The sequence below is a fragment of the Planctomyces sp. SH-PL62 genome, assembly GCF_001610895.1.
Classification (GTDB): Bacteria; Planctomycetota; Planctomycetia; order Isosphaerales; family Isosphaeraceae; genus Paludisphaera.
This window is the reverse complement of the sequence record NZ_CP011273.1, coordinates 137,921-150,487: the sequence shown is the minus strand read 5'-3', so window position 1 is coordinate 150,487 and position 12,567 is coordinate 137,921. Positions and strand designations below refer to the sequence as shown.

Annotated in this window: 8 protein-coding genes and 1 pseudogene; 5 read left to right on the top strand and 4 right to left on the bottom strand. The window is 70.5% G+C overall.

Features of this window, described 5'->3' with window-relative positions; genetic code table 11:
• Window positions 1–181: 181 nt before the first annotated feature.
• Both VT85_RS00590 and VT85_RS00585 read left to right on the top strand, forming a co-directional pair.
• On the top strand, window positions 182–613 hold the full coding sequence (locus tag VT85_RS00590; protein WP_068409246.1) for a hypothetical protein: 432 nt from the start codon (window positions 182–184) through the stop codon (window positions 611–613).
• 334 nt (window positions 614–947) lie between these two features.
• Window positions 948–2,882: a tetratricopeptide repeat protein gene (locus tag VT85_RS00585; RefSeq protein WP_068409244.1), complete on the top strand. Its 1,935-nt coding sequence runs from the start codon at window positions 948–950 to the stop codon at window positions 2,880–2,882.
• A 19-nt stretch (window positions 2,883–2,901) separates the two neighbouring features.
• On the opposite strand, the gene VT85_RS00580 is transcribed toward VT85_RS00585, so the two are convergent.
• The 3 genes from VT85_RS00580 to VT85_RS00570 all read right to left on the bottom strand — a co-directional run bounded on the left by VT85_RS00580 (window position 2,902) and on the right by VT85_RS00570 (window position 6,937).
• The gene (locus tag VT85_RS00580) at window positions 2,902–3,858 is read right to left on the bottom strand and encodes an alpha/beta hydrolase (RefSeq protein ID WP_197491016.1); all 957 of its coding nucleotides are present in this window, start codon (window positions 3,856–3,858) and stop codon (window positions 2,902–2,904) included.
• Window positions 3,846–6,371, bottom strand: a complete 2,526-nt coding sequence (locus VT85_RS00575) for a ComEC/Rec2 family competence protein (protein ID WP_068409241.1) — start codon at window positions 6,369–6,371, stop codon at window positions 3,846–3,848. Before VT85_RS00575 ends, VT85_RS00580 begins: the two co-directional genes overlap by 13 nt.
• An 86-nt stretch (window positions 6,372–6,457) precedes the next feature.
• Complete coding sequence (locus VT85_RS00570; protein WP_068409239.1) at window positions 6,458–6,937, bottom strand: hypothetical protein; 480 nt, start codon at window positions 6,935–6,937, stop codon at window positions 6,458–6,460.
• Window positions 6,938–7,367: 430 nt separating this feature from the next.
• Here VT85_RS00570 and VT85_RS00565 point away from each other — a divergent pair, with 430 nt between their 5' ends.
• The 3 genes from VT85_RS00565 to VT85_RS00555 all read left to right on the top strand — a co-directional run bounded on the left by VT85_RS00565 (window position 7,368) and on the right by VT85_RS00555 (window position 10,814).
• Window positions 7,368–8,768: a hypothetical protein gene (locus VT85_RS00565; RefSeq protein ID WP_068409237.1), complete on the top strand. Its 1,401-nt coding sequence runs from the start codon at window positions 7,368–7,370 to the stop codon at window positions 8,766–8,768.
• 153 nt (window positions 8,769–8,921) lie between these two features.
• Window positions 8,922–9,296: a hypothetical protein gene (locus VT85_RS00560; protein WP_156512591.1), complete on the top strand. Its 375-nt coding sequence runs from the start codon at window positions 8,922–8,924 to the stop codon at window positions 9,294–9,296.
• A gap of 831 nt (window positions 9,297–10,127) precedes the next feature.
• Window positions 10,128–10,814 carry a PEP-CTERM sorting domain-containing protein gene (locus tag VT85_RS00555; protein WP_068409233.1) on the top strand — a complete coding sequence of 229 codons (687 nt, stop codon included), beginning with the start codon at window positions 10,128–10,130 and terminating at the stop codon, window positions 10,812–10,814.
• Window positions 10,815–11,425: 611 nt separating this feature from the next.
• Here VT85_RS00555 and VT85_RS29915 read toward each other — a convergent pair.
• Window positions 11,426–12,531: pseudogene (locus VT85_RS29915) on the bottom strand (sulfate/molybdate ABC transporter ATP-binding protein).
• Window positions 12,532–12,567 lie beyond the last annotated feature (36 nt).

The following is a 12,567-nucleotide window of genomic DNA, read 5'->3' as shown; positions in this document are numbered from 1 at the left end:
CCGCCGCCGCGTTGAGGTCGAACTATAGGAGACGCCCTCGCGACGGGTCAAGGCTCGCCGACGACTCGCGATTGGCGACCGCCCCACGGCGCGTTACGATCGGCGGCTGAATCATGCGACGGTCGGGATCGTGGCGTGCCCGGATTCGTGGCGATCGATTTTCCAGCGGAGGAGGCGCGCGGTGTCAGATCAGACTTACGACGAACAGGGGCTCCGGTTCGATTATCCCCCCGACTGGGTGCTGGAAGAGACCGAGGACGGCGCCGTGCGGACCGTGGCCGTCCAGGCCCCCGACGGCGCGGGCTTCGCCGTCATCCAGACGGACGACTCCCGGCCCGACCCGGCCGAGATCGCCGACGCCGCGCTCCAGGCGATGCGCGACGACTATCCCGACCTGGAATCCCGGCCGATCCTGGAAACGATCAACGATCACGCGGCCACCGGCCACGACCTGGAGTTCGTCTCCCTCGACGTCACCAACTCCGCCTCGATCCGTTGCTTCCGCACCCCGACCCGGACGATCCTGGCCCTCGGCCAGTGGTCCGACCTGGACGGCGAAGAAACCGCCCAGCAAGTCCTCGCCGTCGTCCGCTCGATCGAAGAATCCGAATAGCCCCCGGGCGTCCCGCTTCGTCCGCGATGACATGAGGCCGTCGTCATCAAGTCCTCCCCCCCTCGCGGGGGAAGACCGTGATTGCGCACGGAAGCCGCGGCGTCTCCGGCGGCCTGCCGCGCGCCGCCGAAACATCCGGGACAAGCCGGATCGTCGCGACGCGCGGATTCCTTGCGCGGATGGTTGTTTTCGCGAAGGATGGAAACCTTGCGAGAACCCGTCCGGCGGCGGAATTCCCGGACGCGCCGGGGCGTCGTCGGGGAGTCCTGCGAACCGATGAGGAAGGGGGTGAGTTCGATCCCAGCCGAGTCCTGACTAAGGACGGTCGCTCGCAATGACGGTGAAGAATCCCCCGCTCGCGCTCGCGGTCTGCCTCGTCCTGGCCGGTTGGAGCCGCGTCGCGGCGTCGACCAACGACCTTCGGGCCGAGGCCCTGACGCTCTATCAGGCGGGGCGGTTCGTGGAGGCTCTCCCTCGCTTCGACGCCGTGCTCGAACGCCATCCCAACGACCTGGAGGCGCTCGTCAAACGCGGCAACGCCTACCTTCGGCTCGATCGGCCGTCGAAGGCTCTGAGCGATTTCGAGCGGGTGATCCAGCGAGACCCGCTGAACACGTCGGGCCACACCGACCGCGCGGTCGCGCTGATGATGCTCGGCCGGCTCGACGAGTCCGAGGCCGCGTTCGTCCGCTCGATCCGGCTCCGGGAAGTCCCGCTCAACGGCGCCCGGGGCCTCGGAGGAGGGGGGCGAGACGCCGTGCAGGAGGCGAGGGCCACCGCCTACGCCGGCCTCGCGCAGGTGCACCATCGGCTGAACCGCGATGATGAAGCCCTGGCCGAATACGACCAGGCGATCCGCATCTATCCGAGCGATCCCAACAGTCACATCGGCCGGGGCGACGTCCATCGGGCCCTGGGCGACTTCCCTCGCGCCCTCGCGGATCTCGACGAGGCCGTCCGGCTCGGGCCGGGATACCCGCGCGCCTTCGCCAGCCGGGGCCGGCTCCTCGAAGACCTCAAGCAGGACGATCGGGCCGAGGCCGACTACGCCCGCGCGATCGAGATCGACCCGAGCTACACCTTCGCCCATCGCCTGCGCGGCGGCCTTCGCTCGCGGCTCGGCCGCAACGAGGAGGCCCTCGAGGATTTCGAGATCGTCGCCCGCCTGCGGCCCAACGACGCCGAGACGCTCAAGGATCGCGGCGGCGTCCTCGTCCGCATGGGCAAGTTCGAGGAGGCCCTCGCCGAGCTCGACCGCGCGATCCAGATCGACCCCAAGAACGCCAGGGCGTACCAGAACCGGGGGGCCGCGTACAACAGCCTCGCCCGCTACGAGGACGCCGTGGCGGATCTCGACCGGGCCATCGCCCTCGACCCGAAAAACGCCGGCGCCCGGACCAATTGCGGGCTGGCGTACTTCATGCTGGGCGACTTCGAGCGTTCGCTGGAAGACCTCGGGGAGGCGGTGAAGCTCGCCCCTCGCAACGCGATCGTCCACTTCAACCGGGGGAACGTCTACGCCAAGCTCGGGCTCAGGGAGCAGGCGCTGGCCGACTACCAGGCCGTCGAGGAGGCCGATCCCAAACTGCTCGCCTCCTACGGCGGCGCCCACAAGGTCTTCGCCGAGATGTCCCGCGAGCGGATGGCCGTGCGCACCCCGGCGCCTCGACCCGCGCCGTCGAGCGAGGCCGATCTCCGGCTGGCGGAGGGGCGGTCGCTCCAGGCCGCCGGCGACTGGACCCGCGCGATCGCCGCGTACGACCGCGCCATCGCCGCCGACCCCCGGCGCGGCGAATCCTACATCGCCCGAGGCTGGTCCCGCCTCTGCGCCGACGTCGACGGCGCGGAGACCGACGCCCGCGCGTACCTGAACCTCGAAGGCTGGAGCGACCCCGCCTCCGCCTACATGGCCATGCTCGGCGTGCTGGCCGAACGCCGCGCCGGCCGCGACCAGGCCGCCTACGCCGTTCTGGAAGAGGCCCTCGCCAAGCTCCCGCAACGGGACGCCTGGCCCCGCCCGGCGCTCCTGCACCTCAACGGCGACCTCGCCGACGCCGACCTCGTCGATCGCGCCGGGAACGACGTCCAGCGGGCCGAGGCCCACACGCTCGTCGCGCTCGATCTCCTGCGCAAGCATAAGACCACGGAAGCTCGCGAGCACCTGGAATGGGTCCGCGCCCACTCCGTCGACCGTTCCGTCGCCTCCGACCTGGCCCTCGCCACACTAGCCCGGCTCGACCGCACGGAGCAGGTCGCGCGGAAGCCCTGACCCGGCGAGCGAGGGCTCCTCAGACGGCCCGGTCGATGCGATCGAGCACGTCGTCGAGCAGCGCCCGGCCGCCCACGCGGGCGACGTCGGCGTGCCTGGCCCCGGCGACTTCCAGCAGCGTGGCGGGCGTCGGGAAGGACTCGGCGAGCCGCCTGGCGGACGAGGCCGGGATCAGGTCGTCGTCGGTCCCGTGGACGACGACGACCGGGCGGTCGAACCGTCGGGCCAGGTCCAGCGGCCGGGGACGGCCCAGGGGAGTCCCGGCGATCCTCCCCGCGCGACGGACGACCAGCCGCGCGAGCACCGGGGCCAGCGGCAGCCGACGCTTGCGCATGACGGTCGCCACCGACGCCTGGAGGTCGACCATCGGCGCCTCCAGCACCAGCGCCCGGATGCGAGGGTCCTCGACGGCCGCGCGGAGGGCGATCGCCGCGCCCATCGAGCGTCCCCAGGCGACGGGGACGAACGGCTCGCCGGCCGGGACCCTCGCGGCCAGCGCGTCGAGCCAGGCGTGGAGGTCGCCGGCCTCGCGGCCCCCGAAGCTGGAGTATTCCCCCTGGCTCTCGCCGTAGCCCCGCAGGTCGATCGCCGCGACGTTCCAGCCCCGAGCCAGGATCGCCGGGGCGCGATCGACGAGCATCATGCCGGGGCCGTCGATGAAGCCGTGGATCAGGATCATCACCCGGCCGGTCGGCTCCTCGGCCGGGGCCCAGCGGCCCGCCAGCTCCACGCCGTCGGCCGCCCGGATGAAGATCGGCCCGCTCTCCTGCACGACGGACACGCCGGCCGGGTCCGATTCGGGATCGGACGTCGGCATGGAGGGCGCCCGACCGTCGCGGCCTCGCCAGCGATTCGGGACCGGCTCCGAGATCCGCCTCGGCGTGACGAGCGCCCAGGCGCCGAACTCGACCACGACCAGCGCAAGTCCTCCGAGCAGCCCCGCGCCGACCCCCAATGATGCGATCAACCACTCCATCCCGGCCGCCCCTCCGTTCGCCGCTCCAGGTCGAGGAACCCCCGCGCGACGATCCCTTCGGGCGACCATTGCAGGAGGATCGCGCCGACCTTCCAGGTCCTCAAGAGCACGATATCCCCGGCCTCCAGGGGCGTCAACGCGTCCGCCGCGCCGACGGCCGGCGGCTTCTGGCTGACGGCGACGAGGCGGGGCCGGGACCACTCGTAAAGCTCCGGCGGGTTGGCCGCCCGACCGCCGTGGTGCGGGGCGAGCAGCAGGTCGATCGGCGGCCGGGGCTCGGGCTTCGCCAGCAACTCCGCCAGGCCGTCGCGCTCCAGATCACCGGTGAGGAGCAGCCGCCGCCCCTGGTGCGAGACGTCGATCACCAAACTGCGCGCGTTGTCGGCCGCTTCGGGGGTCCAGCCCGCCGGAGGATGGATCGCCTCGAACCGGGTCGTTCCCGACAGCCACGTCGTCGGCGCGGCCAGGGTGCGCAAGGGGACTCCGCGAGCCTCGATCTCCCGCAAAAGGCCCGTCGCGGCCGGGTTGCCAGGGCCCGCGAAATCGGGGGCGACGACGACCTCGCCGACGGCGAAGCGGTCGAGGAGGTCGGGCAGGCCGTTGAAGTGGTCCTGATCGGCGTGGCTGAGGAAGACCGAGTCGATCCGCGAGACGCCCCGCGACCAGAGCGCCGGGGCGATGATCCGACGCCCCACGCCGGGGTCGTCCATCCGCCCGCAATCATACAAGAACGTCTTCCCCTCGGGCGTCCGCAGCACGACCGCCAGGCCGTGGCCGACGGCCAGCACTTCTCCCTCCAAAGTCGCCGGCGCTCGTCCCACGCCCGAGAAGATCCAGCAGGGCAGGCACCAGGCGAAGGTCAACGCCCAGGCCAGCCCGCGCGCCCCACGGAGCGCCCGCGGCGGGTCGCCGCGCCGCGGGCCGACGTGCATCAGGTACGCGGCGACGCCCAGCAGGGCGTAGAAGACCAGCACCGCCTCGGGCGTGGGGCCGGGCGTGTACCAGTGCCCCCAGGGGATCGCCGCCCCCCACTTCACGACGATCTCGGAGAGCCCCAGCAGCATCCCGACCAGCCGGCCGAGGAGCCAGGCCGCCGGGGTCAGCCCGACCGTCGCCATCGTCAGCTTCAGCGCGCCCGCCAGCAGCGCGGCCGAAGTCAGCGGGACCAGCGGCACGTTCAGGAGCACCCCGACCGGCGAGAACAGGTGGAATCGCAGAGCCGACAGCGGCGCCGCGACCCCCCACACGACCACCGACGCCAGGGCCAGCTGCCCCACCTGACGGCCCAGGAATTCGCGGACCCGCGCGACGTTCGGCCGACTCCAGGACTCCAGCTCGTCGAGCGCGTCGGGCGGCCCGAAGATCCGACCGTAGGCCGCCGCGAGGAGCCGAGACGCGGGCGTCGACAGCCAGAACAGGGCGACGACGGCGAGGAACGAGAGCTGACAGCCGACGTCGAACAGGAAGGCCGGGTTGAACAGGAGCGTCAACGTCCCGGCGAGGGCCAGGGCGTCGGCCGGCCGCGCCTGCCGACTCGTCCCGAGCGCCGCGCAGAACGAGACGGTCATCACCATCGACCGGGTCACCGACGGCGACCAGCCGACGATCATCGCGTACCAGACCGCCGCGATCGCCACCAGGGCGTATCGCAGCCCCCTGGGGACGCCGACGAGGACCAGCGTCATGCCGAGCGCCCAGGCCAGGACCTGGAGTTGAAGGCCGGAGACGGCGAGCAGGTGCGTGGTCCCGGTCGTCGCGAAGGCGTCGTCGACCTCGGCGTCGATCTCGTCGCGACGCCCCAGCACCAGGGCCGAGGCCAGCGCCGCGACCTGGGGGTCGAGCCCCTCGACGAGCCGGTCGCGGCTCCAGGTCCGCAGCGCCCCCAGCCAGCCCGCCCCCCACGACCAGTCGCCGTCGGGATCGTCCATGACGCCCGAGGGCTCGTCCACGCCCATCGTCAGGCGGACCCCCTGCGCCCGGAGGAAGGCGCGGCGGTCGAACTCCCCCGGGTTGAGCGGGCCGTCCGCGAGCGAGAGCCGGCCCGCGACCTGCACCGGCTGGCCGGCGACGAGATCCGAGCGGTCTCCCTGCACGAAGACCTCGGCCCGGCCGCTCGTCGGCCGGAAACCTGAGCCGTCGTGGATCGCGTCGATCCGGAGGAAGAAGCGGGTCCGCGCCCGAGAGTCGTCGCCCGGCGATCGGCCGTCTCGACGGCGCAGGCCGGAGACCTCCTCGACGTGCCCGCGCATCCAGGCCGGGCGCGACGCCCGGCCGACGCCCGCGGCCAGGTCGTCGGCCGCGACGTCGAACCAGCGGAAGTGGTGATAGGCGCCGCCGCCCGCGGCGAGGGCCGCCGCCAGGGCCAGGTTCGCGAACGCGGGGCGACGGAAGCCCAGCAGGATCGAGCCCGCCGCGAAGGCGACGAGCCCGGCGACCCAGCCGGCCGTCCCGAACGGCTCGAACCGGCGATCCAGGACGGTTCCGACGACCAGGGCCGCCAGCGCCGGCGCCATCGAGGCCAGCGGCCACCGGGGGGCCCGATCGGGCCACCCCGGGCCTGGCTCGCGCGTCGGCGTCGGCGATGGTGCGTCGGTGGCGGTTACTTGCCGAGGGTCAGGTAGATTTCCATGCTCGAAACCAACCACTTCCCGTCCTTCTGGGAGCGGACCTGATGGAACGGGACCTTGGGCGAATCGGGCTTGAGCGAGTTGGTGTCGAACGTCCCGTTGATGACCAGCACGTCCGGGCTCACGAGCCGGGCGTGCTCGACGTGGTTGGCCGACTTGATGGTCTCGGGGTTCTTGAACAGCTCGGCGTAGGCGGCCTCGACGCCCTCCCGGCCCTCGCGGACCTCGCGCTTCAGCTTGCCGTCCTCCTTCGTGTAGATCGTGAGGATGGAGGCCTCGGCGTAGGTGGCGGCCATGGCGTGGGCGTTGTAGGTGTCGAAGATCGCCGCCCCCTCCGTGGTGACCTTCTCGGCGATCTTCCGGGCCGCCGCATCGGCGTCGTCGGCGGTCGCCGCGATCGGCGCGAGGGCCAGGCAGGCGGTCGCGAGGCAGGGGAGGATCCAGCGGTTCATGGCGTTCTCCAGATCAAACAGAAATTCCGTTTCACAACGCACGATTCATTTAACCCCCGCCCGACGAGCCATGCAACACTCCGCCCTCGGCGACCGCTCTTGACAGCCAGAGGTGCGAATCCGAAAGCATTCCGATATCAGACCCTTGCCGATGCCGATGGACGATGATACCGTTGAAGTCGACCCTTCTCTTCTCTCGATCCAATTCAAGACGATCCATCGCGTTCTCAAGTCGGGCTGTCCTTGGGCCCCGCGTTCGTCGTCCGCCCCTGGCGGATCGCCGCGCGCCGATCCCGATGAAGTCGGCTCGGCCCCCGTTTTCGGGGTGATGATGCGCCCCGGGGCTTGATGGCCCCGGCGGGGAGCGGTCCTGAAGGGAGTCGTCCGGGCCGTTCGGTTCGCCTCGCCACATCCAGGAGGACGCGTCTTCATGGGGACTCGACGTCTCGCCGGGCCGGTTCTTGCTGCGCTCTCGATGGTGTTCGTCCTGACGATCGCGGCGGTCGCCGGCGCGGCGGAGCAGCCGACCGGCCTCCCTGCCGGGCCGGCCCCGAAGCCGACGCCGACGCCGACCTTCCGGCGCGACGTTCGGCCGATCTTGCAGGCCCGTTGCGTGACCTGCCATCGCAAGGGGGACGTGGGGCCGTTCCAGCTGGAGACGTTCGCCCAGGCCCGCAAGCGGGCCCACGACCTCGCGGACGTTGCCGAGGAGCGGTCGATGCCGCCGTGGAAGGCCAACGCCAAGTTCGGCCCCAGGCTCAAGCACGACCCCACGCTCACCCCCTCGGAGATCGCCGTGCTTCGGGCCTGGGCCGAGGCCGGCGCCCCGCAGGGGGAGGGGACCGACGCCGAGCCCGCCGCGGTCGACGCCTCGGATGAGGGCTGGTCCCTGGGCGAGCCCGACGTCGTCCTGGAAATGACCGAGGAATTCACCGTCCCGGCCGGCGGCCCCGACATCTATCGCTGCTTCGTGATCCCCTCCCGGCTGTCGCGTGACGTCTACATCTCGGCCATCGAGTACCGGCCCGGCAACCGCAAGGTCGTCCACCACGCCATGGCGTTCATCGACATGAAAGGGGGAGGGCGGGAGCGCGACAAGGCCGAATCCGGCCCCGGTTACACCTCGTACTCCGGCGCGGGCGTGGTGATCGACGGCGACCTCGGGGGCTTCGCCGCCGGCAATCAGGTCTCCCATCTCCCCGACGGTGTCGGCCGCTTGATCCCCGGCGGGGCCGACGTGATCCTCCAGGTCCATTACCACCCCACCGGCAAGCCCGAGGTCGACCGCACGCGGCTGGGCCTCCACCTCTGCCGAAAGCCGGTCGAGCAGTCCATCCACTGGGCCAACGCCACCAACGAAAAGCTTCGGCTCCCCGCCGGCGACCCCAACGTCGAGATCAAGGCGGACTGGCACGTCCCCGTGGACGTCGAGGCCCTGGGCGTCACCCCCCACATGCACCAGCTCGGCCGCGACTTCCGCATGACCGCGACCCTCCCCGGCGGCGCCGTCCGCGAGCTGATCGACATCCCCCGCTGGGACCCCTCGTGGCAGAACACCTACTACTTCAAGGAACGGATCCTTCTCCCTCGCGGCTCCACGGTCCACGTCGTCGCCCACTTCGACAACTCGGCCCATCCCCTCAACCCCCACAGCCCGCCGAAAGACGTCACCTGGGGACCGGGCGCCGCCGACGAGATGCTCGTCGGCTACATCGGCGTGGTTAAAAAGGGACAGGACCTCACGCAGCCGGGCCAGAAGGACGACCTCTTCCAGATCCTCTCCCGCCAATATTACCGCAAGGTCGTCCGCGAGCGATTCGCCCGTCGTTGAGGAGCCGACCACCCCTGACGCCCCGCACGTGGCGTCCTCGCCACACAACGACGCTTGAAATCTCCCCGGACCTCGGCGAAGATGCAAAGTATTGGAGGCGATCGACGGCGGTCGCCCTGGTTGTTTGGTCTTTCCTGAGAGACGCCAACCATCATGATGAAGCGAATGCTCTCCGTGGCCGCCTTCACCCTCCTGTCCGCGGCCCTCGCGCAGCCGGCCTCAGCCCAGTTCGGCGGCGGGGCCGGCGATCTGGCCGACCAGATCCAGAAGGATGCGAAATCCCAACTAAGCCAGCAGAGGCGATATACCGCCCGCTCCAGCCGTAACGCCCACATGTCCGGGCCCCAGTCCCGCCCGAATTACGGCGGCGCCGACGGCACCGGCCGCTTCGACATGTCCGGCCGCTCCGTCTCGGGCTACTTCTCGGTGCGCGACCGCTCCACGAGCTTCTCAGGCCGTTACAGCTCCAGCCGACGCCGCTCCCCCAGGCCCGCCGCCCCCGCCGCCGCCCCCCTCCGTCGCCCCTGACCCCCGGGCCACCTGAATCGCCCCGGCCGTCCCCCCCGTCCTGGACGATCCGCGACGGATCGAGCGACCGTCCCTTCAGGTCGAATGACAGGCCCTCCCGACGCCTTCCCCAATCACAATCACGGGGAAGGTCGACCCCGCCGGGGTCGGATTTCACAGGCCGGCCCGACGCGGCGTCGACGGCCTCCGCTCCGCGCCGGTCGCTCTCATCGCGGACGAACCGAGGGTGCGACGGACTTCGTTCTCGTCGCCCCCCATCCGCCGCTGCGCGGCGCCTTCCCCTTCAAGGGCGTCCCGTCGAAAGCCCGCCCCGTGGCCTGGGCGGCCTGGCGATGCGCCCGGATGCGACGATGCGCACGCGCAGGGCGGGGCCGCCTAAACCGCCATCAACGCACTCTCATTTACAGGATTTCTGATCAAGCTTAAATCTAACGTCCGAAACCAGCCCGGGCCCCGTCGCGTTCGGTTTATTTCGGGATCGGGAATCGAGAAATCCTCGCCGCGCGCACCGAGCCGTCCGGGGGAGACTTTCCGCACAAACGCCTGCAATTCCAGCATTTCGGCGATCGCTCCTCCTCATGTCGGTGAGGAATCACGCAAGCATTTGAAAACGCTCCAAGATACCGATTTCTTGTATTCTTGATTTGAGCGCAAGCGAATCAAGCTTTATAATGACGCGGGTCGGCTCCCCCGCTTCGGGGCGGCCGTCGGCCCGACCCCCGGGGGGTTCGGGCGGCTCCGCGGGAGGTCGATCCCTCCCGCCGCCCGGCTTTCGAGCGGGGCGTCTCCATCTCGATCGCTTCCCTCGGACACTCTAGGAGTTTCGCTTCAATGCATCGGAAGCTCGTCGCACTCGCCGCCTTGCTCGCGCTGGCCTCGTCGTCGGCCCGCGCGGACCTCGTCATCGACGATTTCGGCTCGAGCGCGCAGTCCGCCGCGGTCACGGGGCTCGGCTCGACCTCGAGCACGACGGCCGCGGCCGTCCTGGGCGGCACCCGGACGTTGTTCCTCGACGTCACGGACAACCCGCTGAATCGTTCGGCCGTCGCCTCGGTCGACACCGGCACGGGCTACTTCTTCCTGGAGTCCGGCGCGGGCGTGGGCGCGAACGGCTCCATCGTCTACGACGCCGGCGGCGCCGGCCTCGGCGGCGTGGACCTGGCCAGCTCCGGCTCGCAGTTCACGTTCGACGTCGTCTTCGGCGACGCCAGCCTGGCGCTCGGCATCCAGGTCACCGACACCCTGGGCGGCACGGACACCTTCACCCTGAGCACCCCCGGCGTCGGCCTCGTCAACTTCCTCTTCGGCAACTTCTCGGGCGTCGACTTCTCGAGCGTCGCGTCCATCGCCGTGCTCTTCTCCGCGCCCGATGGCGCGGACCTGGCCCTCAACTTCGTCGGCGTCACCGGCGGCAACACCACCCCGCCGGTCGTCCCCGAACCGACCTCGGCGGGCCTCATGGGCCTGGGCGTGGTCGGCCTGATCCTCGCCGCTCGTCGCCGCGCGGCCCGCGGCTGAAACCCGCCGCGGGCGATCCGCTCCTGAACTCTTCTCGAAAGGAGGCGGTATCGAAACAAACGAATCATCCTGCCTTCCGAACAAGCGAGACCGGGGCCGTACGACCTGAGAACACCGTACGGCCCCGCGTCTTTTTCCCGGCCCCCCCTCCCGCGGACCTCTCCCCCTCCCGTCGCTCGATCCTCCGGGCGTCCGTCACCAATCCACAATCGAGATGCATCCTCTATCATGGAGGGCTGCGTCGCGATCGAATCCGGCGTCTCGGCGCAGTCGCGCGATCGGGCCGGACGGCGAAGGTGAAACGAGACTCCTCACTCAACTCCACCGAGTCCTGACGGAAGGCCTTGGGGTGCCACGGGTTCCCTGAACCCGTGGACCGGCGGGGATTCGGACGACGGCTCGGGACCGGCCCGACGCCGATCCACGGGTTCAGGGAACCCGTGGCACCCCGACCCCGCTTGAAGCGGTGGAGTTGAGTGAGGAGTGTCGTGAAAACCGCCGAACGAAGCCAATCGCGAACCCCGAAAATCCGACGCATATCAATCCAACATAAGGACTTGCGTCCGATGGCTTTGTTCGCCGGGGGTTGCGAGCGAAGCCAATTCGGGGGGTCAGATGCCGGCGCCTTCCTGGAGGGAGAGGCCCAGGGCGTGATGGACGTCGACGGGCTGGAAGGTGCCCTGGACGCGGTCATAGATGTTCAGGTGTCGGGGGGAGACGTAGACCTCGTCGCCGTATTCGAAGCCGACGCCCAGGGAGCGGTTGCGAGGGAGTTCGATCTGGAGGGGGTGGTCGGGGGCGATGCGGAGGTCCAGCCGGACGACGCTCCCCAGGGGGGTGATCCGTTCGACGGTGGCGGGCCAGTAGGGCTTGCCGTCGCGCTCGGCGAAGACGTCGAGGTCGTGGGGGCGGACGTAGGCCTCGGCGTGGTCGGCGGGGGGGCGGTCGAGCCAGCTCTCCGGGCCCCGGCCGATCGATCCGGCCTTGAGCGAGCGGAGGGGGAGGACGTTGATGGCGCCGAGGAAGCCGGCGACGAACGGGTTGGCGGGCCGTTCGTAGAGGGTCTGGGGGGGCCGATCTGCTGGACCTGGCCGTCGGCCAGGACGACGATCTGGTCGGAGACCTCGAAGGCCTCGCGCTGGTCGTGGGTGACGAAGAGGCTGGTGACGTGGACCTCGTCGTGGAGCCGGCGGAGCCAGGTGCGGAGTTCGTCGCGGACCTTGGCGTCGAGGGCGCCGAAGGGCTCGTCGAGCAGGAGGACCTTGGGGGTCGGCGCCAGGGCGCGGGCCAGGGCGACGCGCTGGCGCTGGCCGCCGGAGAGCTGGGAGGGGAAGCGGTTGGCGTAGCCGCCGAGCTGGATCAGGTCGAGCAGCTCGTCGACGCGGCGGCGGATCTCGGGCTTGGGGACCTTGCGGATCTTCAGGCCGAAGCCGATATTCTCGCGCACGGTCATGTGGCGGAAGAGGGCGTAGTGCTGGAACACGAAGCCGACCCCGCGTTGCTGTACCGGGAGTGCGGTCGCGTCTTCTCCGGTGAGCATGACGCTGCCGGAGTCGGCCGATTCCAGGCCGGCGATCGTCCGGAGGATCGTGCTCTTGCCCGACCCGGAGGGCCCCAGGAGGGCCACGAGCTGGCCCGCCTGGACTTCGAACGAGACGTCGTTCACCGCCTGGAACGAGCCGTACTTCTTGGAAAGCCCCCGAACCTCGATCGCCACTGTCTTCTCCTCGTCGCCCGTGCCCGTCGCGGCCTC